This window comes from Micromonospora sp. NPDC049060 (genome assembly GCF_040649055.1).
Taxonomy (GTDB): Bacteria; Actinomycetota; Actinomycetes; order Mycobacteriales; family Micromonosporaceae; genus Micromonospora; species Micromonospora reichwaldensis.
This window is the reverse complement of the sequence record NZ_JBEZEV010000017.1, coordinates 1-22218: the sequence shown is the minus strand read 5'-3', so window position 1 is coordinate 22218 and position 22218 is coordinate 1. Positions and strand designations below refer to the sequence as shown.

Here is a 22218-nt window from a genome sequence, read left to right as displayed (position 1 = left end):
CCGGAGGCAATCTTGTCGCCGACAAGTTACGACCGAGGAGGTACCGATGGCTCCGCTGATCGCACTCGTGGCCGGCACCGCGCTCGCCCGGTTGGCCGGGCTGGCCGGCGTGGCCGCCCTCGACGGCTGGCATCCGGCGCTGCGGGTGGGCCTGGCGCTGATGTTCGTGGTGACCGGCGTCGCGCACTTCGCCCCCGCCTACCGGGCCGACATGATCGCGATGGTGCCGCCGCGCCTGCCCCGGCCCGACCTACTGGTCACCGTCACCGGCGTGCTGGAGCTGGTGGGCGCGGTCGGGCTGCTGGTGCCGGCGACCGCCCGCTGGACCGCGGCCGGGCTCGCCCTGCTGATGCTGGCCATGTTCCCGGCGAACGTCTCGGCGGTACGGCGCGGGCTGACCCTGGCCGGCCGCCCGGCGACCCCCCTCGTCCCGCGTACGGCGGAGCAGATCCTCTTCGTCGGAGTGGCTGTCGCTATTTCGTTTGGGGCCTGACGTTCAGGGCGCTAATCTGCCGCCCATGGAATTGTTGACGCTACGGGACGTGCCGATAGCGCGACTGCTCGTGGTCGCCGGGCACGTCACCGGGCAGCGGTGGAATCGCTACCTGGCCGAGGCGCACGGCCTCACCCAGGCCGGGATGGTCGCTCTGATGACTCTCGCCGAGCACGGCGAGCTGGCGCACCGCGCGGTCGCCGAGCACTGTTTCGTCCGACCGGCCACCCTGACCGGCATCGTCGACACCCTCGAACGCGACGGCCTCGTCGAGCGGCAGCGCGACGAGGCCGACCGGCGCAGCGTCAAGATCGCGATCACCCCGGCCGGCCGCGCCCGGATCGACGCGCTGACCGCCATGATCCGCTCCGGGCAGCCGCTGACCTCGGTCGACGCCGACCCGGCGAAGGCGGCGGTGATCCGCGAGTTCCTCCTCGAGGTCATCGGCAACGGCGACCACAGCACCCCGGAAGGGAGCCCGGCGTGCTGACCCGGCTGCTGCGTACGCACCTTCGCCCGTACCACCGGCCGTTGGCCGCCGTGGTACTGCTCCAGTTCGTCGGCACCATGGCGTCGCTCTACCTGCCCAGCCTCAACGCCGACATCATCGACCTGGGCGTGGCCCGGGGCGACACCGGCTACATCATGCGCACCGGCGGCTGGATGCTCGCGGTCAGCCTGATCCAGATCGTCTGCTCGGTCGCGGCCGTCTACCTCGGCGCGCGCACGGCGATGGCCTTCGGCCGGGACGTCCGGTCGTCGATCTTCGGGCATGTCAACCGCTTCTCCGCCCGCGAGGTCGCCCGGTTCGGCGCGCCCTCGCTGATCACCCGCAACACCAACGACGTGCAGCAGGTGCAGATGCTCGTGCTGATGAGCTGCACGATGCTCGTCGCCGTGCCCATCATGAGCGTCGGCGGCGTGGTGATGGCGCTGCGCGAGGACGTCGGGCTCTCCTGGCTGATGCTCGTCAGCGTGCCCGTGCTGGCAGTCGCCCTGTGGCTGATCATCCGGCGGATGGTGCCGGGCTTCCGGCTCATGCAGACCCGCATCGACACGGTCAACCGGGTGCTGCGCGAGCAGATCACCGGCATCCGGGTGGTGCGGGCGTTCGTCCGGGAGCCGTACGAGACGGATCGCTTCGCCACGGCGAACGCCGACCTGACCGCGACCGCCCTGCGGATCGGCCGCCTGATGGCGTTGATCTTCCCGGTGGTGATGCTGGTGCTCAACGTCTCCAGCGTCGCGGTGCTCTGGTTCGGCGCCGAGCGGGTGGACGCCGGGGCGATCCAGGTCGGCGCCCTCACCGCCTTCCTCCAGTACCTGATGCAGATCCTGATGGCCGTCATGATGGCCACCTTCATGCTGATGATGGTGCCGCGGGCGGCGGTCTGCGCCGAACGGATCGTCGAGGTGCTCGACACCGACTCCTCCGTGGTGCCCGCCGCCCGCCCGGTGACCGAGGTGACGAGCCACGGCGAGCTGGAACTGCGCGACGTCGCGTTCCAGTACCCGGGGGCGGCCGAGCCGGTGCTGCGCAACGTGTCGTTCCGGGTGACGCCGGGGACGACGACGGCGGTCATCGGCAGCACCGGCGCGGGCAAGACCACCCTGCTGTCGCTCGTGCCCCGACTGGTCGACGCGACCGCCGGCGCAGTGCTGGTCGACGGCGTCGACGTGCGGGAGCTGGCGCCGGACGAGCTGTGGCGCCGCATCGGGCTGGTGCCGCAGCGGCCGTACCTGTTCACCGGGACCGTGGCGAGCAACCTGCGCTACGGCAACCCGGACGCGACCGACGCGGAACTCTGGGACGCGCTGGAGATCGCCCAGGCGCGGGACTTCGTCGAGGCGATGCCCGAGGGGCTGGCGGCGCCGATCGCGCAGGGCGGCACGAACGTCTCGGGCGGGCAACGGCAGCGGCTGGCCATCGCGCGGGCCCTGGTCCGGCGGCCGGAGATCTACCTCTTCGACGACTCGTTCTCCGCGCTCGACCTCGGCACGGACGCGCGGCTGCGGGCGGCGCTGCGCCCCGTCACCGCGGACGCCGCCGTGGTGATCGTGGCGCAGCGGGTCTCCACGATCGTCGGCGCCGACCAGATCGTCGTCCTCGAGAACGGGGGCGTGGTCGGGATCGGCCGGCACGACGAGCTACTACTCACCTGCCCGACGTACGCCGAGATCGTGGCGTCGCAGAACACCACGGAGGTGGTCGCGTGAGCGAGCGGAGCGAGCCCACCGTCAGGCACAGCGGCGCGAGCGCCGTACCGCAGCAGAAGCCGGCCGCCGACGCCGCGACGCCGAAGCGGCTGCCGCCCGGCGGGCAGCGCGGCGGTCCGCACGCGGGCGCCGGGATGCCCGCCGAGCGGTCGATGAACTTCGGGCCCTCGGCCCGGCGGCTGCTGGGCCTGCTGCGCCCGCAGCGCCTCCAGCTCGTCGCCGTGATCGCGCTGGCCGTGCTCAGCGTCGGGCTCAGCGTGGTCGGGCCGAAGGTGCTCGGCTGGGCCACCGACCTGATCTTCACCGGGGTGATCGGCCGGCAGCTGCCGGCGGGCACCACCGCCGACCAGGCGGTGGCCGCCGCGCGGGCGGCCGGCAACGACAACTTCGCCGACATGCTCGCCCGGATGGACGTGGTGCCCGGCGAGGGCATCGACTTCACCGCGCTGGCGCGGGTGCTGCTGCTGGCACTCGGGCTCTACCTGGTGGCCAGCCTGCTGATGTGGTGGCAGGGCTGGCTGCTCAACGGGGTGGTGCAGCGCACCGTGCTGCGGCTGCGCGCCGAGGTGGAGGAGAAGCTGAACCGGCTGCCGCTGCCCTACTTCGACCGGCAGCCCCGGGGCGAGCTGCTCAGCCGGGTCACCAACGACATCGACAACATCTCGACGAGCCTCCAGCAGACGCTGAGCCAGCTGCTCACCTCGCTGCTCACCGTCGTCGGCGTGCTCGCCATGATGTTCTGGATCTCGCCGCTGCTGGCCCTGGTGGCCCTGGTCGCGGTACCGGTCTCGGTGGTCGTCACCGGTGCCATCGCCAAGCGGTCGCAGCAGCAGTTCATCGCCCAGTGGGAGCACACCGGCGAGCTGAACGGCCAGATCGAGGAGGCGTTCACCGGCCACGAGCTGGTCAAGGTCTTCGGCCGGCAGCGCGAGGTGGAGGCCGCCTTCACCGCCAAGAACGACGAGCTGTTCCGGGCGAGCTTCGGCGCCCAGTTCATCAGCGGGATCATCATGCCGGCGATGATGTTCGTCGGGAACCTCAGCTACGTGGCGATCGCCGTGGTCGGTGGCCTGCGGGTGGCGTCGGGGTCGATGAGCCTCGGCGACGTGCAGGCGTTCATCCAGTACTCGCGGCAGTTCACCCAGCCGCTCACCCAGGTCGCCTCGATGGCGAACCTGCTCCAGTCCGGGGTCGCCTCCGCCGAGCGGGTCTTCGCCGTGCTCGACGCCGAGGAGCAGAGCCCCGACCCGGCCGAGCCGGCCCGCGTACGCGACCCGCACGGCCGGGTCGAGTTCGCGAACGTCTCCTTCCGGTACGCCCCCGACAAGCCGCTGATCGAGGACCTGTCCCTGGTCGCCGAGCCCGGCCACACGGTCGCCATCGTGGGGCCGACCGGGGCCGGCAAGACCACGCTTGTCAACCTGGTCATGCGCTTCTACGAGCTGGACGCCGGCCGGATCACGCTCGACGGGGTGGACGTGACCACGATGCGCCGCGACGACCTGCGCGGCCGGATCGGCATGGTGCTCCAGGAGACGTGGCTCTTCGGGGGCACCATCCGCGACAACATCGCGTACGGCCGCCCCGGGGCGTCCGAGGAGGAGATCCTGGCCGCGGCCCGGGCCACGTTCGTGGACCGGTTCGTGCGCAGCCTGCCCGACGGCTACGACACGGTGATCGACGAGGAGGGCAGCAACGTCAGCGCCGGCGAGAAGCAGCTCATCACGATCGCCCGGGCCTTCCTCGCCGAGCCGTCGCTGCTGATCCTGGACGAGGCGACCAGCTCGGTGGACACCCGCACCGAGGTGCTGCTCCAGCGGGCGATGGCCGCGCTGCGGTCGGACCGGACGAGCTTCGTCATCGCGCACCGGCTCTCCACCATCCGCGACGCCGACCTGATCCTGATGATGGAGGACGGCCGGATCGTGGAGCAGGGCACGCACGAGGAACTGCTCGCCGCGCGGGGCGCGTACCACCGCCTGTACCGGTCGCAGTTCACCGCCGCCCTCCAGCCCGAACCCGACCCCGAACCCCAGCCCGGCCTCGACCTCCAGGCCGGCCCCGAGCCCGCGCCGCTCGAAGGGTCGTCCCGGTGACGGGGAGACCGCCGGCGGCGACGGGCGGGCGGTCGACGGGGTCGGGGCCGGGCGGGGGCTCAGCGGGTCGGCAGCAGGGCCGGGCCGCGGTCGGCCACCACCGCGCCGATCAGCCGGAGGGCGTCGGCGGCGGGCATCGGGTCCAGGGCCCGGCCGCCGCGCAACCGCAGGGAGACCGCGCCCCCGGCCGCCTCGCGGGGTCCGACGACGGCGGCGTACGGGACCCGGGCGCGGGCCGCGTCGCGGATGCGGGAGCCCAGCGAACCGGCCCCGTCGACCTCGACGCGCAGCCCGGCAGCCAGCGCGTCGCGGGCGAGCCGGGCCGCCGCCCCGGCCTGGTCGTCGCCGACGGGCAGCACCACCAGCTGCACCGGGGCGTACCAGGCGGGGAAGGCGCCCTCGTGCACCTCGATCAGGTACGCGAAGAGCCGCTCCATGCTGCCCACGAGGCTGCGGTGCACCAGCACCGGTCGACGCCGCGCCCCGGACGCGTCGGTGTACGACAGGTCGAACCGCTCCGGCTTGTCGAAGTCGAGCTGGACGGTGGAGAGGGTGAACTCCCGCCCGGCGGCGTCGCGCACCTGCACGTCGATCTTCGGCCCGTAGAACGCGGCCTCCCCCGGCGCCTCGGTGAACTCCACCCCGTCGAGCGCGGCGCGCAGCAGCTCCTCGGCCCGCACCCAGCCGGCGTCGTCCCCGACGTACTTCTCCCCCGGCCCGCGCAGCGACAGCCGGAACCCCGCCGGCCGTACGCCGAGCGCGGCGTGCGCCTCGCGGATCAGCCGGAGGATCTCGACGACCTCCTCGCCCACCTGCTCCAGGGCACAGAAGTTGTGCGCGTCGTTGAGCGAGATGGCGCGCACCCGGGACAGCCCGCCGAGCACCCCCGAGCGCTCGGCGCGGTACATGCCGCCCAGCTCGGCGATCCGCAGCGGCAGCTCCCGGTAGGAGCGGTCCCGGGCCCGGAACACCAGGGCGTGGTGCGGGCAGAGCGCCGGGCGCAGCACGAGCTCGTCGTCGGCGCCGAGCGCCATCGGCGGGAACATGTCCTCGGCGAAGTAGCCGAGATGGCCGGAGAGTTCGAAGAGTTCCCGCCTGCCCAGCGGCGGGGTGGACACGTGCCGGTAGCCGGCCCGGCGTTCCAGCTCGCGGACGTACTCCTCGACGGCGTGCCGGGCGGCGGCGCCGGCCGGCAGCCAGAGCGGCAGCCCGGCGCCGGCCAGCGGGTCGGAACCGAACAGCTCCAGCTCCCGGCCGAGCCTGCGGTGGTCGATCATGTCGCGCTCCTTGATCGGGTACGACCCGGAGGCGACCCGGTCACCGGACGCCGCGAGGCCCCGGGGCGGATCGCCCCGGGGCCTCGTCGACGGTCAGGTCAGTACGGCGCGCCGGGGTCTCCCGGCGTCGTGGTGGATACCGCACTGCGCATGCCGCGACCGTACGGCCCTGCCCGCGGGGACCGCAGCCGGTTTTTCCGGGCGGCCCGGCACGAGGGGGGCGGGAGCGCGGACGGGCACGGGGGCGGGCCGCCGGCACGGGACCTGCCGACGGCCCGCGGCGGCCGCACCGTCAGGAACGGGGGACCTGACGGTCGTGGGGCCGCGCCCCGACAACGGTACGCCGGGGCGCCCCGGTCCGCCGACCCTCGGCGCCGCGCCCATCCGTCACCCGCGGCGGTCTCCGCTCGTTGTGTCCGGTGGCCCTGCCGTGTCGGTGGTCACCACGCGCCAGGGTCCCGCCCCGTGACGCCGGACCACCCGTCAGGCTCGGTACCCGCAATCGGCCCCGTCCGGCGAGGTGGCAGTCGTGCCCGAACTACTCACTGAGGTCGCAACGCCGGCCTGGGCGTACCTCGCACTGCTCGCGCTGCTGGTCGCGGACGCCTTCGTCCCCGTGATCCCCACCCAGGTCGTGATGATCACCGGCGGCGCGCTCACCGTGTACGGCGGGCTGAACCTGCCGGTGACCATCGCCGTCGGCGCGCTCGGCGTCTTCGTCGGGGACCTGGCCTGCTACCTGCTCGGGCGGGGCGCGCCGGACCGCCGGGCGCCGCGCGACGCCCAACGGGGCCGGGCCCGGCGCGTCGCCAGCCGGGTCACCCAGGGGCTGCGCCGACCCGGGCCGCTCGTGATCCTGCTCTGCCGCTTCGTGCCCGGCGGGCGGATGGCCGCCTGCTTCTCGGCCGGCCGCAGCCGGTACCCGTACCGCCTCTTCCTGCTCTACGAGGGCCTGGCGGCGCTGGCCTGGGCGACGTACGGCGGGCTGGTCGGGCACCTCGGCGGGACGGCGCTCACCGAGAGCGCGTGGCGGCTGGCGCTGATCGCGGGGGTCGCGGCGGCCGGCTTCGCGGCGGCGGGCTGGGCCATGACCGCCGTCGGGGCCCGGCGGGCGGCCGAGTCGGTCGCGGTGCCGGTCGTCGTCGCGGCGAGGCGGGACGCGCCCGGGGCGGAGTGACCGGCCGCCCCGGCGCCGCCTAGGGGTGGTCCCGGGGGCCGATCTCGGTGGGCGGCCCGGATCCGTCTGGGGTCCCTCGCGGGACAGGCTGAGCCATGCGCGGAACCCGGAACAGTGGACTGCTGGCCCTCGGCGGGATCGCCCTGGCGACGCTGCTCGCCGTGATCGGCCACGTCGAGGTCAACGAGAACCTGGACCCGTGGACGCTGACCGTCAGCGACTACGCCGTCTCCGACCGGGGCGGCGTCATCGACGTCGCCATGCTGGTGCTCGCGGCGGCCACCGCCGTGCTCCTGCCCGCCCTGTGGCGCGGCCACCGGCCGCCCGCCGCCGGAGCGGGACGGGCGGCCGAGGCGTTCCTGGCCGCCTGGGTCGGCGGGCTGCTGCTGGCCGCGGTGGTGCCGACGAACGAGCCCGGCCTGCCCATGGACACCGCCGCCTACGTCCACCGGTACGCCTCGGTGGTCGCCTTCCTGGCGCTGCCGGCCGCCGGCTGGCTGCTCGCCCGACGCCTGCCCGCAGCCGCGGGCCGCCGGGTACGCGGTCTCGCCACGGCCAGCGTGGTCCTGGCGGCGACGATGGTCTGGTCCGCCTACGCCGGCGACCGGCTGCTGCTCGGCCTGGTCGAGCGCCTGCTGATCCTCACCGAGGTCGCCGTGCTCGTCGTCGTCGCGGTCACCCTGCTCCGGCGGGTCACTCCAGCTCGTGCAGCATGAGCTGGCGGGCGGCCTCGGTGATGGAGCCGGACAGGCTCGGGTAGATCGTGATCGTCTGGGCCAGCTCGTTGACCGTGAGGTTGTTCTCCACCGCCATGGTGATCGGCAGGATCAGCTCGCTGGCCTTCGGCGCCACCACCACGCCGCCGATCACCTGCCCGCTGGCCGGGCGGCAGAAGAGCTTGACGAAGCCGTCGGCGAGGCCGTCCATCTTGGCGCGGGCGTTGCCGTCCAGCGGCAGCATGACCTGCCGGGCCGGCACCTTGCCCGAGTCGACCTCGTCCTGCGAGACGCCCACCGTGGCCAGCTCCGGGTCGGTGAACACGTTCGCCGCGACGGTACGCAGCCGCAGCGGCCGGACCGCCTCGCCGAGCGCGTGCCACATCGCGATCCGGCCCTGCATGGCGGCGACGCTGGCCAGCGGCAGCACCCCGGTGCAGTCGCCGGCCGCGTAGATGCCGGGCACGTTGGTCCGGGAGACCCGGTCGACGGTGACGTAGCCGCCCCGGGCCAGCGCGACGCCGTACTCGGCCAGGCCCAGGTCGGCGGTGTTGGGGATGGAGCCGACCGCGATCAGCGCGTGCGAGCCGGCCACCTTCCGGCCGTCGGAGAGCTCGACCTCCACCCCGTCGGCGGTACGCCGGACCGCGTCGGCCCGGGAGTTGTTGAGGATGCTCATGCCCCGGGTGCGGAAGACCCGCTCGATGGCCATGGCCGCGTCGGCGTCCTCGTGCGGCATCACCCGGTCGCGGCTCGACACCAGCGTCACCGGCACGCCCATCGCCAGGTAGGCGCTGGCGAACTCCGCGCCGGTGACGCCGGAGCCGACCACGATCAGGTGCTCGGGCAGCTCCGGCAGGTCGTACACCTGGCGCCAGGTCAGGATGCGCTCGCCGTCCGGTACGGCGGTGGGCAACTGGCGCGGGGTGGCGCCGGTGGCGACCAGCACGGTCGACGCGGCGATGGACTGCTCGCCGCCGCCGTCGGTCGGGGTGACGAGCACCCGGTGGGTGTGCCCGAGGGTGTCCTCGCCGAGCCGGGCGGTGCCCGACACGAAGGTCACCCCGGCCTTGACCAGCTTGGCGTGGATGTCGGCGGACTGGGCGAGCGCGAGGCGCTTGACCCGCTCGTGCACCGCGCCGGCGTCGACCGTGACCGCCTCCAGGCCGTCGGAGTCCACCCCGAACTCCTCGGTGTCCCGGTAGCCGGTCACCACCTCCGAGCTGGCGATGAAGGTCTTCGACGGTACGCAGTCGGACAGCACGCAGGCCCCGCCGGCGCCCTCGGCCTCCACGACGGTGACATCAGCGTCCAGCTGCGCGGCGACCAGGGCCGCCTCGTAGCCGGCCGGTCCACCGCCGATGATCACGATCCGGCTCACAGGGCCATCCTCTCGTTCGCGGCTGCGGGGCTCCGCTCCGCTGCGCTCCTCGCGCTCACCGTGCCCGCCTCCGACCAATGCTCACAGTGACTTTCTTCTCCCGAACGCGTCCGACACGCTCAGTCGTATTCTCCCCCACCCCGCGGGCGGGCTATCGTCATCGCCGTGCGTCATCACGCCGCCTACGGCTCTAACCTCGACCCCGCCCGCATGCGCGCCTACTGCCCGCATTCGCCGATGGTGGGCACCGGCTGGCTGGAAGGCTGGCGGCTCACCTTCGCGGGCGAGGACGTGATCGGCTGGGAGGGCGCGGTCAGCACGGTCGTCGAGTCGCCCGGCGACCGGGTCTTCGTGGCCATCTACGACATCCACCCCTACGACGCCGCCCAGCTCGACGAGCTGGAGGGGGTGACCGCCGGCACGTACCGCAAGCTGCACGTGCGGATCTCCACCCTCGACGGCGACGTGACCGCGTGGATCTACGTCTTCGACGGGTACGAGGGCGGGCTGCCCACGGCGTGGTACCTCTCGGAGATCGCGAACGCCGCCGAGAAGGCGGGCGCGCCGGACGACTACGTCACCGAGCTGCGGTCCCGTCCCACCGGCACCGCGTCGGCCTAGCCCGTACGGTCGGCCCCGCGCGTATCCCACGGCCCCCAGTCTGCTCCGGCGCCGGGCGGGGCCCCCATCCGGCCCCGCCCGGCGTCGTCAATCACACACCGGCGGCCGGCACGACCAGCTCGTACATGTCGACCCAGCGCACCTCGCGCAGCCCCACCGACCGGTAGAGCGAGAGCGGCGCGGTCGGGTTGGCCAGGTCGACCCCGAGGCCGACGGACTCCCGGCCCTTCTCCGCGTACCGGGCGAACGCGTGGTTCAGCAGTGCCGCGCCCACCCCGCGACGCCGGTGACCGGGCAGCACCGCGAGGTTTCTGACCCATCCCTCGTTCCGGTCGAGCGCCTGGTCGGACGACCGGAGCACGCCGGCGGGCTGCCCGTCCACCTCGGCGACGAACCACTCGTCCCAGGCCGTCCCGGGCCTGATGAGGGCCCGCCACCGGTCGTAGCCCGACGGCTCGTAGTCGGGGGTGTCGCGGAAGGCGGTGTCGAAGATCCGGTGGAAGTCGCGCAGCTCCGACTCGTCGCCGGGACGCACCGGCCGGACCGTCACCCCGGGCGGCGGTGGCGGCGGCTCGCCGGGCACCCCCGCCAACGACCGGCGCAGGAGCTGGTACCGCTTGACGAAGTCGAACCCCGCCTCGGTCAGCTCGGCCGCCCACCGGCGCTCGGGCTCGCAGGCGGGGCAGCGCACGGTCAGGTCCGGCAGACCGCGCTCGGCGGCCCGCGCGGCCACCCGGTCCAGCTGCCGGGCCAGCAGCGGCGCCCGCACCTCCGCGCCCCGGTCCGGGTCGACGAACACGTCGACGAACTCCCGCCCCGTCCCGGTCTCGTTCTGCAGGATCGCCCAGGCCACCAGCGCGCCCTCCGGATCGGCCACCACCCAGGAGTCCCGCTCCGGGTCGACGTTCGGCGCGGTGAGCGCCTCGCGCACGTCGTCGGCGTCGAAGTCCGGGTAGCCGATGGCGAAGGTGTCGGCGGCGTGCACCACCGCCAGGATCGCCGGTACGTCGTCCAGGGTGGGTCGGCGGGCGTGCCAGCCGGCGGGAAGAGTCACGGGGGCGATCCTGACAGGCGGGCCGGCGGGTCGCCGCCGATTTTCCGGCCCGCCCCGGCGGCCGGGCTCCGGCGCGGACCAGGTTCCTGCGCGGGCACCGTTCCGGCGCGGACCGGGGTCCGGCGCGGCGGCTCAGCCCGGGTCGGTCAGGTGGGCCCGGGTCGCGGTGAGCAGCTCCACCAGCTCGGTGCCGTCGGCGGGGCCGAGCGCCGCGAAGGCCGGCGAGGCCAGCCGGTCGGTCACCGCCTCGGCCCAGAGCCGCCTGCGCACCAACGGCCCGACCGGCGGGTACGGCGGCGGCCAGCCGCAGGCGACCGCGCCCGCCTCCCCGTCCGGGCCGGCGAGCACGGCCTCCAGCGGGGTCATCCCGCTGGCCCGGACCGCGATCAGGTGGGCCCCGGCGAAGTGCTCCCTGAGCAGGCGCAGGCCGACGGCCGCCCGGGCGCCGGCCGTCCGGACCGGCACCGGCATGGCGCGCCAGGCCGCGAAGAGCGGCATGCCGCTGGCGTCCGCGGCGTCGACCGCGCGGCTGAGCAGGGCGGCGAGCCGGCTCACCCCGGCGAGGGTGTCGAGCCGCTCCTCGCCCCACCGGCAGCACTCGACCATGGTGGCGGCGGCCACCTCGACCGGCGGGACGACCCGGCGGGCCGCGTCCCAGCCGTCGGCGACCGCTTCGGGGGCCAGGAAGCCGAGGGCGGCGGCGACCGTCTCGGCGCGCACGTCCCCGAGGGCACCGGCCCGCCCGGTGACGTAGAACGCCCAGCCGGGGATGCCGAGCAGCCGGGCCCGACGCAGGGTGGTCGGGCAGCGGGTGAAGACGTCGCCGAGGTCCAGCACGATCGGCTTGCTGGCCGCGGCGACCTGTTCCGGCGTCATCCGCCCGCTCCCCGTCCGTCCACAGGGGTCAGTCTGCCGCGCCGCCGCCCGACTCGGCATCCCCCTCTTCGGCGTCGAGGGCCTCCACCGCCGCCTCGACCTCGCCGGCGCGGCGGCGCGCGGCCGTCACCGTGCGTTCCGCCCCGCGCCGGGCCAGCCTCGCCCGGCTCAGGTCCTGCTCGGCGACGGCCCGGCGCCGCTCCAGCTCGGCCAGTTCCGCCTCGATCGCGTCCAGGGCGCCGACGCCGTCGCGCTCGGCCGCCGTCGCGCCGGCCAGCTCCGCCTCGGCGCGCTCCTGGTCGGTACGCGCCCTGGCCAGCTCCTTCTCCAGCGCCCGCCGGCGGCGCGCCCGCTCCGCCCGGGCGGCCCGTTCCGCCTGCTCGGCCCGGAGCGCGGCCCGGTCGACGCCGCCCCGCTGCTTCCCGGCCGGCTCGGGCCGGAGCTCCGGTTCCGGCTCCTCCCCGCCGGTCACCAGCCGCAGCTGGGGGCGGGGCACCTCGCCGAAGCCGGCGTACGTGGCGGCCCGCAGCAGCCGGCCGGAGCGGACCTGTTCGGCGACGTCGGTGTCGGCGAGCGCGGCGTTGAGGGTGGCCTCCACCTCGCCCAGCGGCAGCTTCCCGGTCGGCGGGGCCTCCTCCACCCCGGCCGCCAGCTTGCGTACCTCGGCGACGAGCGCGCCGACCACCGCCCGCCGCTGGGTGGAGAGTTCCCGCAGCCGGGGCCCGCGCAGCTCGCGTTGGGCGGTGCGCAGGGCCTCGGCGAGCTGGGCCAGGTCGGCGACCAGCTCGGGGCGGCGGATGGCGAGCAGGTTGACCAGCCAGGCGGCCACGGTGGGCCGGCGCAGCCTGGCGATCTCCCGGGCGGCCTTCGGGTCGCCGGCGCGGCGGGCCTCGGCGACGGCCTCGTCGCGGATCGCGACGAACCGGTCCGGCGGGGTGGTGTAGAGCCGGTGCACCAGCTCTCGGGGCGGGCCGGGCATCGCCGTCAGGCGTCGATCCGGGTGCCCGGTTCGAGCCGGCGGTACTCCACGTCGGACAGCCGGGTGAAGTTGCCGTTGAGCACGTTGAGCCCGTTGTCGTTGAGCAGCCCGTCGTGCAGCGCGTACGCCCGGCGCGGGGCGACCGCCCGGAGGAAGTCCAGCGACTCGGAGAACTTCGTCCACGGCGCGTGGATCGGCAGGAAGAGCGTGTCGACCTGCGCGTCCTCGGGGACGACCAGGCTGTCCCCGGGGTGGTACACCGTGTCGTTCAGCAGGTACGCCAGGTTGTCGATCACCGGGATGTCGGGGTGGATCACGGCGTGGCGGCCGCCGTGGGCGCGTACCGGCACGCCGGCGGCCGTGAACGACTGTCCGGGTCGGACCGCGTCGAGCGCCTCGGCGGCGTCGCCCAGGGTGTCGGCCAGCGACGCCGGCCCGTGGATGACGAAGCGCCGTCGGTCGAGCTGCCGGGTGACCGCCTCGACGTCGAGGTGGTCGGGATGCTCGTGGGTGATCAGCACCGCGTCGGCCCCGTCGAGCGCAGCCGGATCGCTGAACACACCCGGGTCGATGACCAGCACTCCCCCGTCGTGTTCCACCCGGAGGCAGGAGTGGGCGTACTTGGTGAGCTGCATCGTGACTCCAAGATTATCGAATCGTGATGTCCTGAGCGCAGTCTGCCGGAACCGACGTGGGGACGCGTCACGTCTGAGGTATCGCCCCGCACGGGGGCGAGGACGATGGAGGCGGGATGGACGGACGGGATCGGCGACGTCGAGGCGTACGGCTGACGGCCGCCGCGCTGGTGGCGCTGTTCGCGCTCGCGGGTTGCGGCAGCGACGCGCGGGACAACGCCGACAGCGGGCCGGCGGCGGCCCCGGCGGAGCGGGACCGGGCCGGCGGCGCGGCGGACCAGGCCGGTGGCGCTGCGGACCCGGCGGGTGGCGCGGCGGAGCGGGGCGGCGGCAAGGCCGAGCAGGGCAGCGGCGCCGGCGCACCGGACCTGCGGGTCGACCAGCGCTCCATCATCTACACGGGCACGATGCGCGTGCAGGTGGACGATGTGGACGAGGCGGCGCGGAGCGCGATCGCCACGGTCACGGCGGCCGGTGGTTTCATCGGCGGCGACCAGCGGCGCAGCGCCGACGCGGACGCGCGGGCCGAGCTGGAGCTGCGGGTGCCGGCGGCGAAGTTCCACGGCGTCGTCGACGAGCTGGCGAAGCTCGGCCGGCAGCAGCGGCGGGAGATCCGCACGGAGGACGTCACCGAGCAGATGGTCGACCTGGACGCGCGGATCACGACCCAGCGCGCCCGGGTGGAGAGCGCCCGCAAGCTGCTGGCCCGGGCCACCTCGATCAGCGACCTGGTGTCGCTGGAGAACGAGCTGTCGCGCCGGGAGGCCGACCTCGCCTCGCTGGAGGCGAAGAAGGAGCGGCTGGCGGACCTGACCAGCCTGTCGACGATCACCGTGTCGCTGGTCGGCCCCGACGCGAGCACCGCAGACGAGGAAACCGAGATCGGCTTCCTGGCGGGCTTCAAGGGCGGCTGGAAGGTCTTCCTGACCTCCATGACCATCCTGCTGACGGTGCTGGGCGCGGTGCTGCCGTGGCTGCTGGCGATCGGCGTACCGGTGGCGGTGCTGCTGGTGGTGCTGCGCCGGCGGCGGCGTACGGCCCCGCCGGCGATGACGCCGACCGGACCGGCCGCGCCGCTGCCGCCTACCGCGCCGCCGCCAGTGCCCGCAGCGCGGTCTGGACCATGAGTCGTACGCCGACCGGGATGGCCCGTTCGTCCGCGTCGAACGAGGCCCGGTGCAGGTCCACGTTCGGGCCGGAGCGGCCGACGCCCAGCCGGGCGAGCGCGCCGGGGACGTACTCCAGGTACCAGGAGAAGTCCTCGCCGCCCATGCTCTGCGGGGTCTCGGCGACGCCCTCCGGCCCGAGCGCGGCGACGGTGGCGCCGGTCAGGACCTGGATGGCCCGGGAGTCGTTACACACGGGCGGGCGGCCCCGCAGGTATTCCAGGTCGACGGTGGCACCGGTCGGCGCGACGACGTCGCGGACCACCTGACCCACGATCTTGGGGGCCAACTCCCAGGTGTCGCGGTCCATCACCCGCAGGGTGCCGGAGGCGCACGCCTCGGAGGGGATGACGTTGTAACGGGTGCCGGCCGAGGCGTGGCCGAAGACCAGCAGCAGCCCGCTGTTGGCCGGCACCCGGCGGCTGACCAGGGCCGGCACCTCGGTGATCAGGCGGCCCAGCGCGTCGACCAGGTCGACGGTCAGGTGCGGGCGGGCGGTGTGCCCGCCCGGGCCGGTGAGCCGGACGGTGACGTTGTCGGCGGCGGCGGTGATCGGGCCGACCCGCAGGCCGACCTGCCCGACCGGCAGGTTGGGGTCGCAGTGCAGCGCGAAGATCTGCACCACGTCGTCCAGGCCGCCCGCCTCGATGACCTCCAGCGAGCCGCAGGGCAGGATCTCCTCGGCGGGCTGGAAGATCAGCCGGACCCGGCCGGGCAGCTCGCCGAGGTCGGCGAGCTGGGCCAGCAGCATGCCGACGCCGAGCATCACGGTGGTGTGCACGTCGTGGCCACAGGCGTGGCAGACGCCGTCCACCGTGGAGCGGTACGGCACGTCCTTCGAGTCGGTCAGCGGCAGGGCGTCGATGTCGGCGCGCAGCGCGACCACCGGGCCGTCGGGGCGGCCGTCGATGTCGCAGATGACCCCGTTGCCCTTCGGCAGCAGCCGCGGCCTCAGCCCGGCCAGGGTGAGCTCCCGGGCGATCAGGGCGGCCGTCTCGAACTCCTCGCCGGAGAGCTCCGGGTGGGAGTGGAGGTGGCGACGGGTGGCGATCAGCCCGGGCACCCGGAGGGCGAGCAGGTGGTCCAGCTCGAACGGCAGGGGCTGGGAGCCGGCCGGCGCCTCCGGCCAGGACGACGCCAGCTGGTTGCCGGTGGGCAGCGTCAACGCACTCGTCACGTCGAATTCTCGTTCGCTAGAGATGGATGGATCATCAGGAACAGCAGACAGCCTAGACCTCCGACGGTGACGCTGCGCAACGTCGTTCCGGTAGCCGTCGGACCGCACAGCGTCACGTATGCCCTGCTCGGAGCGCTCGTAGATCTGCGGGACAGCAGGTAGATCGCGGTCGAACGCCGTCATCCGCCCCCCACCTCCTACAACGCGTAATCGGCCCGGCCGTCGCGAAATCGATGCCGATCGCAGAGGCCGCTTTTCCGAATTGTCGCATTAGTCGGTCACACCGACGGACACTCCGACAATTACCCGACCATCGCCCGAGCGAGGGCACCCGAGACGGTCACACACCCCGTCGCCGACCAACCGCACACCGTGTGCGTCCACGTCCACCCGGTCGGGTTACCCCCGAACCCGTCCGGCACACGCCGTGGCCGGTCGGCCACGTCGCCCCGCACCGCGCGCGGCCCTCCGGCGGCGTCGCCGGGACTGCTCCACGCGCCCGCGCCGCCGATGGGCGGCCAGCGTCTGCTCCGACTGTAGCGCTCCGCCCCGCACGCCCGCGACCAGCGGGAACGCGCCGTGGGCGGGTCGTTACCCGGACGTGCACCGGCCGGTTACGGCGCAGGGGTGAAGCAGCGCCGCACCGTACGCCGACGGCCGCCCGCCCCCGACGCGGCGGGAGGTCGGACGGCCGTCGGCCGACGTGATCAGAACCGGTCGCTCGGGCGGTACAGCCCCCACACCTGGCGCAGGGTGCCGCAGACCTCGCCCACGGTGGCGCGGGCCCGCAGCGCCTCCCGCATCGGGTAGAGCACGTTCTCCGTGCCCTCGGCGGCGGCCCGCAGCTCGGCCAGTCCCCGCTCGACCGCCCCGGCGTCGCGCTCGGCACGCAGCCGGGCCAGCCGCTCGGCCTGCGCCGCCTCGATCGTCGGGTCGACCCGCAGCGGCTCGTACGGCTCCTCCTCGTCGACGGTGAACCGGTTGAGGCCCACCACCACCCGCTCGCCGGAATCGATCTCCTGCGCGATCCGGTACGCGGACTGCTCGATCTCCCGCTTCTGGAAGCCCGCCTCGATGGCGTCGACCGCCGAACCGTGGTCGGCCACCCGCTCCATCAGCTCGGTCGCCGCCGCCTCGATCTCGGCGGTCATCGCCTCCACCACGTACGAGCCGGCGAACGGGTCGACGGTGGCGGTCAGGTCCGTCTCGTACGCCAGCACCTGCTGGGTCCGCAGCGCCAGCCGGGCCGCCTTCTCGGTGGGCAGCGCGATCGCCTCGTCGAAGCTGTTGGTGTGCAGCGACTGGGTGCCGCCGAGCACCGCGCCGAGGCCCTGCACCGCCACCCGGACCAGGTTGACCTCCGGCTGCTGGGCGGTGAGCTGCACGCCCGCGGTCTGGGTGTGGAAGCGCAGCATCATCGACTTCGGGTTCTTGGCGCCGAAGTCGTCGCGCATCAGCCGGGCCCAGATCCGGCGGGCGGCCCGGAACTTGGCCACCTCCTCCAGCAGGGTCGTGCGGGCGACGAAGAAGAACGACAGCCGGGGCGCGAAGTCGTCCACGGCCAGGCCGGCCTCCAGCGCGGCCCGGACGTACTCGACGCCGTTGGCCAGGGTGAACGCGATCTCCTGCGCGGGCGACGCGCCGGCCTCGGCCATGTGGTAGCCGGAGATGGAGATGGTGTTCCACTTCGGCACCTCCTTGCGGCAGTAGCCGAAGGTGTCGGCGACCAGCCGCAGCGAGGGCTTCGGCGGGAAGATGTACGTCCCGCGGGCGATGTACTCCTTCAGGATGTCGTTCTGGATCGTGCCGTTGAGGGCCGAGCCGGCGACCCCGTTCTCCTCGGCCACGAGCTGGTAGAGCAGGAGCAGCACCGAGCCGGGCGCGTTGATGGTCATCGAGGTCGAGACCTTGTCGAGCGGGATGCCGTCGAAGAGCAGCCGCATGTCGTCGATCGAGTCGATGGCCACCCCGACCTTGCCCACCTCGCCGTGTGCGATCGGGTCGTCGGAGTCGTAGCCCATCTGCGTCGGCAGGTCGAAGGCCACGGAGAGACCCATCGTGCCGGCCCGCAACAACTGGTGGTAGCGCGCGTTGGACTCGGTGGCAGTGCCGAAGCCGGCGTACTGGCGCATGGTCCAGGGGCGGGAGGTGTACATGGTGGGGTAGACCCCGCGCGCGTACGGGAACTCGCCCGGGCCGCCGAGCCGGGAGTCCAGATCCTCCGGAAGGTCCGCCGCCGTGTAGACGCCCTTGATCGGGAAACCGGACTCGCTTGACCGCGGTTCGCTCATTAGCGGATGGTAGGACGCGCGACGGCGTCGGCGGGTGAGGGATACCGCACACCGGTCGACGCGTCGACGGGCATCGACGAGAGGTGAACGCTCGGACACGTACCGTCCAGTTCGACAAACGTCCGCCGCGTCGGGTTTCGCATCGGGCGTCGGAACCAGCAAGATAGGGGGGTTGTGTCCCAGCCCCCCTCGAATTCCCCCGGTGGCTTTTCTGTGACTCAGATCCCGACGTGGAGCGGCGGACCAGTCAGTTCCCCCAACGGACGCGCGACGCCCGGCACGACCATCGGCGAGCGCTACTCGCTGCGTTCGGCGGTGGGCAACGGCGGCATGGGCACGGTCTGGCGTGCCACGGACACACTCCTGCGGCGGGACGTGGCCGTCAAGGAGGTCGTCCTGCCCCCGGGGCTGGCCCCCAGCGACCGCGACGCCATGTACGAGCGCACCCTGCGCGAGGCCCGCGCCGCGGCGGCCATCCAGCACCCGGCCGTCGTCCAGGTCTACGACGTGGTCACCGAGGGCGGCCGGCCGTGGATCGTGATGGAGCTGCTCGACGCCCGCAGCCTCGCCGACATGGTGATCGAGGACGGGCCGGTCGCGCAGCGGGTGGTCGCCAAGATCGGCATCGCCCTGCTCGGCGCGCTGGAGGTGGCGCACGCGATCGGCGTGCTGCACCGCGACGTCAAGCCGGCCAACGTGCTGATCTGCGCCGACGGGCGCTGCGTGCTGACCGACTTCGGCGTGGCCCGGATGCCCACCGACGTGCAGCTCACCACCCCCGGGATGGTGCTCGGCTCGCCGCACTTCATCTCCCCCGAGCGGGCGATGGGCCAGGAGTTCGGCCCGCCGAGCGACCTCTTCTCGCTGGGCGTCACGCTCTACACGGCGGTGGAGGGGCGGCCCCCGTTCGACAAGGGCGACCCGATCGAGACCATGCACGCCGTGGTCGAGGACCCGCCTGCCCCGCCGCAGCGCAGCGGGCCGCTGGCCCGGGTGCTGATGGGCCTGTTGGAGAAGGACCCGGCCCGCCGCCTCGACGTGCACACCGCCCGGGCCATGCTGCGCGAGCTGCTCGCCGGCCCGCTGACCAGCAACGCCGCCGCCGTGAACTCGGTGACCGATCCCTACTCGGTGGTCCCGGTGCAGCGGCCCGTGCCGACCCCGCCGGCCGCCGCGCCGGAGCAGCCGAAGCCGAGCGGGCAGATCGGCGGCCGGGCCATGCTCAACCCCGGCGAGTCGCTCACCGACCGGCTGGCGGCGCTGCGCCGGGGCGAGCGCCCCGCGCAGGCCGCCCTCGCCGCGAGCCCCGCCGCGATGGACGACACCAGCGCCGACGCCCTGGCCGGACCGCTGCACACCCCCACCGGCGCGATGCCGGCGCCGAGCGGGTCCACGCCGGCCGGCCGCACCTACGGCGGCGCCGAGGCGACCCAGCGGATGACGTCCGGCGGGTCGGACGCCACCCAGCAGCTGCGCACCAACGCCGCCGGCCTGGTCGGCTTCAGCGGCCCGACCGAGGCGACCCAGCGGGTGAAGGCGGGCACGCCCACCTTCGGCACCCCGCCCGAGGCCACCCAGCGGGTGGGCGCCGGAGCGCCCGTCTTCGGCGCACCGCCGCCGGAGGCCACCCAGCACCTCGGCGGCACCTACGGCGGCGGCCAGTGGTCGGTGCCGGGCACCGGGCAGCCGTGGGCGACCCCCGCCACCGCGCCCGCCGCGAGCGGCTCGGGCGGCGGCTTCGGCGGCCGGGTCGGCGCCGTCGGCAACCAGCTCGTCGGCACCGTCAAGGGCTGGCCGCGCAAGGTGCAGCTCGCCGCCGCCGGCGGCCTGGCGGCACTGCTGCTGATCGGGGCGGTCGTCCTCTTCACCGGCGGCGACGACCCGGCGCCGACCGTCCCGCAGGCCGCCCCGACGTCGCAGGCCCCGGCCGCCGGCGTGCCCGAGATGAAGGAGCACACCGGCAAGGGCGTACGGGTCATGGTGCCGCAGGGCTGGGAGATCAAAAGCGCCGGCAACTGGGTGGACTACGTCGACCCGGAGGACGAGGGCCGCAAGGTCCGGATCCTGGTGGAGGACTTCCGCACCAACTCGATGCGCTGGGCCGAGGTCGCCGAGGACGGTCTGAAGAACCGCTCCAAGTCCTGCGCCAAGCCGTACGCCCAGCTCGCCATGAACGAGGTGCAGTGGGTCGGCAAGGCGGCGGCCGAGTTCGAGTACACCTGCGGCGAGGGCGAGGCCAAGCGGCACGGCGTGTGGCGCGGCGTGGTCCACGAGGGCAAGGTCTACTCGTTCTACCTCACCTCGACCGACACGAAGTTCGCCGACAGCCGGCCGATCTTCGACGAGATGGTGAAGACGTTCCAGCTCACCGAGGCCGGCTGAGCCCGGGGGAAGCGCGGTGGTGATCCGCCGGCGTGCTATCAAGAGACATGCCGGCGGAAACCACTGACATCGACGACATTCGCGAGCAAGCACGGCGCTGGCTCGACGACGATCCCGACCCGGCCAGCCGGGAGGAGTTGCGGGCGGTGCTCGACCGCCTGCCGGCGAGCGCCCCGGAGCTGGCCGACCGCTTCGCCGGCCCGCTGACCTTCGGCACCGCCGGGCTGCGCGGCCCGCTGCGCGCCGGCCCCAACGGGATGAACCTCGCGGTGGTCACCCGGGCCGCCGCCGGGCTGGTCGGCTGGCTCGCCGCCCAGGGCGGCTCCGGCCCGCTGGTGATCGGGTACGACGCCCGGCACGGTTCCCGCGAGTTCGCCGAGCGGACCGCCCAGGTCGCCACCGGCGTGGGACGCCTGGCGCTGCTGCTGCCCCGCCCGCTGCCCACCCCCGTGCTCGCGTACGCGGTGCGCCACCTCGGGGCGGTCGCCGGGGTGATGGTGACCGCCAGCCACAACCCGCCGCAGGACAACGGCTACAAGGTCTACCTCGGCGCGGAACTGGGCGGGACGCTCGGCGACGGCGCCCAGATCGTGCCCCCGGCCGACGCCGGCATCGAGGCCGCGATCCGGTCGGTCGGGTCGCTGGCCGAGGTGCCCCTCGGGCCGGCCGGTCAGGTGCTCGGCGACGACCTGGTGGCCTCCTACGTGGAGCGGGCCGCCGCCGTCATCGACCCGGACGGGTCGCGCGACCTGGCGGTGGCGTACACGCCGCTGCACGGGGTGGGCGCGGCGGTGCTCACCGCGGCGTTCGCCCGCGCGGGCTTCCCCGTGCCCGGTGTGGTGCCCGAGCAGGCCGAGCCCGATCCGGCGTTCCCGACCGTCTCCTTCCCCAACCCGGAGGAGCCCGGGGCGGTGGACCGGCTGGTCGCGCTGGCCGAGGCGACCGGCGCGGACATCGCCATCGCCAACGACCCCGACGCGGACCGCTGCGCGGTGGCCGTCCGGGACACCGGTCCCGCGGTGAGCACGCAGGCAGCGGTCGCCGGCCCGGATCAGCCGGCGGCGAACCCGCCCGGCTGGCGGATGCTGCGCGGCGACGAGGTGGGCGTGCTGCTGGCCGACCACCTCATGCGGCGCGGCGTGACCGGCCTGTACGCCACCACGATCGTGTCGTCGTCGCTGCTGCGGGCGATGTGTGCCGCCCGGGGCCTGCCCTACGACGAGACGCTGACCGGGTTCAAGTGGATCGTCCGGGCCGGCGGCGGGACCGAGCCGCTGGTCTTCGGCTACGAGGAGGCGCTCGGCTACTGCGTCGCCCCGGAGCACGTACGCGACAAGGACGGCATCACCGCCGCGCTGACCGTGGCGGAGCTGGCCGCCGGGCTCAAGGCGCAGGGGCGCACCCTGACCGACCGGCTGGACGAGCTGGCCGCCGAGTTCGGCGTGCACCACACGGACCAGCTCTCCGTACGGGTGGACGACCTACGGCTGATCGCCGACGCGATGGCCCGGATCCGGGCCGCCACCCCGACGACGCTGCTCGGGCAGCCGGTCACCGAGGCACAGGACCTGCTCCCGGAGGCGGATGCCGATGACGTTCCGCCAGCCCCGCTTCGGCCGCTCGGGCCGGTGGCCCCGGTTGCCGCCGCCTCCGACGGTCTCGCCGTGCCGGAACCCGTCG

18 protein-coding genes are annotated in these 22218 nt (G+C 74.2%); 10 read left to right on the top strand and 8 right to left on the bottom strand.

Going from position 1 to position 22218, the window contains the following annotated elements; translation table 11 throughout:
* Positions 1-46 precede the first annotated feature (46 nt).
* The 4 genes from AB0B83_RS10155 to AB0B83_RS10140 all read left to right on the top strand — a co-directional run bounded on the left by AB0B83_RS10155 (position 47) and on the right by AB0B83_RS10140 (position 4806).
* Entirely contained in the window at positions 47-493 is a 447-nt protein-coding gene (locus AB0B83_RS10155) for a DoxX family protein (RefSeq protein ID WP_357577865.1), read from the top strand.
* Positions 494-518: 25 nt separating this feature from the next.
* Complete coding sequence (locus tag AB0B83_RS10150; protein ID WP_357577864.1) at positions 519-983, top strand: MarR family transcriptional regulator; 465 nt, start codon at positions 519-521, stop codon at positions 981-983.
* Positions 977-2710, top strand: coding sequence for an ABC transporter ATP-binding protein (locus tag AB0B83_RS10145; RefSeq protein WP_357577863.1), 1734 nt, complete (start codon positions 977-979; stop codon positions 2708-2710). The genes AB0B83_RS10150 and AB0B83_RS10145 overlap by 7 nt, the downstream gene beginning before the upstream one ends.
* A 134-nt stretch (positions 2711-2844) precedes the next feature.
* Positions 2845-4806 (top strand): ABC transporter ATP-binding protein, encoded by a 1962-nt coding sequence (locus AB0B83_RS10140; protein WP_357577908.1) that lies wholly within the window; start codon positions 2845-2847, stop codon positions 4804-4806.
* Between the two features lie 59 nt (positions 4807-4865).
* Here the strand turns inward: AB0B83_RS10140 and thrS are convergent, their stop codons facing one another.
* Positions 4866-6083, bottom strand: coding sequence for a threonine--tRNA ligase (thrS, locus tag AB0B83_RS10135; RefSeq protein ID WP_357577862.1), 1218 nt, complete (start codon positions 6081-6083; stop codon positions 4866-4868).
* A 529-nt stretch (positions 6084-6612) separates the two neighbouring features.
* On the opposite strand from thrS, the gene AB0B83_RS10130 reads away from it, so the two are divergent.
* Both AB0B83_RS10130 and AB0B83_RS10125 read left to right on the top strand, forming a co-directional pair.
* On the top strand, positions 6613-7260 hold the full coding sequence (locus AB0B83_RS10130) for a DedA family protein (RefSeq protein WP_327030467.1): 648 nt from the start codon (positions 6613-6615) through the stop codon (positions 7258-7260).
* 95 nt (positions 7261-7355) lie between these two features.
* Entirely contained in the window at positions 7356-7976 is a 621-nt protein-coding gene (locus AB0B83_RS10125; protein ID WP_357577861.1) for a DUF998 domain-containing protein, read from the top strand.
* Here AB0B83_RS10125 and AB0B83_RS10120 read toward each other — a convergent pair.
* Positions 7954-9357, bottom strand: a complete 1404-nt coding sequence (locus tag AB0B83_RS10120; RefSeq protein WP_132233293.1) for an NAD(P)H-quinone dehydrogenase — start codon at positions 9355-9357, stop codon at positions 7954-7956. The two genes, AB0B83_RS10125 and AB0B83_RS10120, sit on opposite strands and share 23 nt — an antisense overlap.
* 165 nt (positions 9358-9522) lie before the next feature.
* On the opposite strand from AB0B83_RS10120, the gene AB0B83_RS10115 reads away from it, so the two are divergent.
* Complete coding sequence (locus AB0B83_RS10115) at positions 9523-9978, top strand: gamma-glutamylcyclotransferase (RefSeq protein ID WP_132233291.1); 456 nt, start codon at positions 9523-9525, stop codon at positions 9976-9978.
* Between the two features lie 91 nt (positions 9979-10069).
* Here the strand turns inward: AB0B83_RS10115 and AB0B83_RS10110 are convergent, their stop codons facing one another.
* The 4 genes from AB0B83_RS10110 to AB0B83_RS10095 form a co-directional block, all read right to left on the bottom strand.
* Positions 10070-11032 carry a GNAT family N-acetyltransferase gene (locus AB0B83_RS10110; RefSeq protein WP_357577860.1) on the bottom strand — a complete coding sequence of 321 codons (963 nt, stop codon included), beginning with the start codon at positions 11030-11032 and terminating at the stop codon, positions 10070-10072.
* A 132-nt stretch (positions 11033-11164) separates the two neighbouring features.
* On the bottom strand, positions 11165-11908 hold the full coding sequence (locus AB0B83_RS10105) for a hypothetical protein (protein WP_357577859.1): 744 nt from the start codon (positions 11906-11908) through the stop codon (positions 11165-11167).
* 28 nt (positions 11909-11936) lie between these two features.
* Entirely contained in the window at positions 11937-12887 is a 951-nt protein-coding gene (locus AB0B83_RS10100) for a hypothetical protein (RefSeq protein WP_357577858.1), read from the bottom strand.
* Positions 12888-12892: 5 nt separating this feature from the next.
* Positions 12893-13522 (bottom strand): MBL fold metallo-hydrolase, encoded by a 630-nt coding sequence (locus AB0B83_RS10095; RefSeq protein WP_357577857.1) that lies wholly within the window; start codon positions 13520-13522, stop codon positions 12893-12895.
* Positions 13523-13638: 116 nt separating this feature from the next.
* Between AB0B83_RS10095 and AB0B83_RS10090 the strand changes: the two genes are divergently transcribed.
* Complete coding sequence (locus AB0B83_RS10090; RefSeq protein ID WP_357577856.1) at positions 13639-14649, top strand: DUF4349 domain-containing protein; 1011 nt, start codon at positions 13639-13641, stop codon at positions 14647-14649.
* Here the strand turns inward: AB0B83_RS10090 and AB0B83_RS10085 are convergent.
* Together AB0B83_RS10085 and AB0B83_RS10080 are read right to left on the bottom strand one after the other, a co-directional pair.
* Positions 14606-15865 carry an amidohydrolase gene (locus AB0B83_RS10085; protein WP_357577855.1) on the bottom strand — a complete coding sequence of 420 codons (1260 nt, stop codon included), beginning with the start codon at positions 15863-15865 and terminating at the stop codon, positions 14606-14608. The two genes, AB0B83_RS10090 and AB0B83_RS10085, sit on opposite strands and share 44 nt — an antisense overlap.
* Before the next feature lie 707 nt (positions 15866-16572).
* A complete protein-coding gene (locus AB0B83_RS10080) occupies positions 16573-18156 on the bottom strand; it encodes a methylmalonyl-CoA mutase family protein (protein WP_357577854.1) in 1584 nt (527 codons plus the stop codon).
* A 213-nt stretch (positions 18157-18369) separates the two neighbouring features.
* On the opposite strand from AB0B83_RS10080, the gene AB0B83_RS10075 reads away from it, so the two are divergent.
* Both AB0B83_RS10075 and AB0B83_RS10070 read left to right on the top strand, forming a co-directional pair.
* On the top strand, positions 18370-20538 hold the full coding sequence (locus tag AB0B83_RS10075; protein WP_357577853.1) for a serine/threonine-protein kinase: 2169 nt from the start codon (positions 18370-18372) through the stop codon (positions 20536-20538).
* A gap of 47 nt (positions 20539-20585) precedes the next feature.
* On the top strand, positions 20586-22218 hold a 1633-nt coding region (locus tag AB0B83_RS10070; RefSeq protein ID WP_357577852.1), incomplete at its 3' end, for a phospho-sugar mutase.

Coding starts and splice junctions, on each gene's coding strand:
- AB0B83_RS10155 (WP_357577865.1), top strand. CDS start 47: ATGGCTCCGCTGATCGCACTCGTGGCCGGCACCGCGCTCGCCCGGTTG.
- AB0B83_RS10150 (WP_357577864.1), top strand. CDS start 519: ATGGAATTGTTGACGCTACGGGACGTGCCGATAGCGCGACTGCTCGTG.
- AB0B83_RS10140 (WP_357577908.1), top strand. CDS start 2,845: ATGCCCGCCGAGCGGTCGATGAACTTCGGGCCCTCGGCCCGGCGGCTG.
- thrS (WP_357577862.1), bottom strand. CDS start 6,083: ATGATCGACCACCGCAGGCTCGGCCGGGAGCTGGAGCTGTTCGGTTCC.
- AB0B83_RS10125 (WP_357577861.1), top strand. CDS start 7,356: ATGCGCGGAACCCGGAACAGTGGACTGCTGGCCCTCGGCGGGATCGCC.
- AB0B83_RS10105 (WP_357577859.1), bottom strand. CDS start 11,908: ATGACGCCGGAACAGGTCGCCGCGGCCAGCAAGCCGATCGTGCTGGAC.
- AB0B83_RS10100 (WP_357577858.1), bottom strand. CDS start 12,887: ATGCCCGGCCCGCCCCGAGAGCTGGTGCACCGGCTCTACACCACCCCG.
- AB0B83_RS10095 (WP_357577857.1), bottom strand. CDS start 13,522: ATGCAGCTCACCAAGTACGCCCACTCCTGCCTCCGGGTGGAACACGAC.
- AB0B83_RS10090 (WP_357577856.1), top strand. CDS start 13,639: ATGGACGGACGGGATCGGCGACGTCGAGGCGTACGGCTGACGGCCGCC.
- AB0B83_RS10080 (WP_357577854.1), bottom strand. CDS start 18,156: ATGAGCGAACCGCGGTCAAGCGAGTCCGGTTTCCCGATCAAGGGCGTC.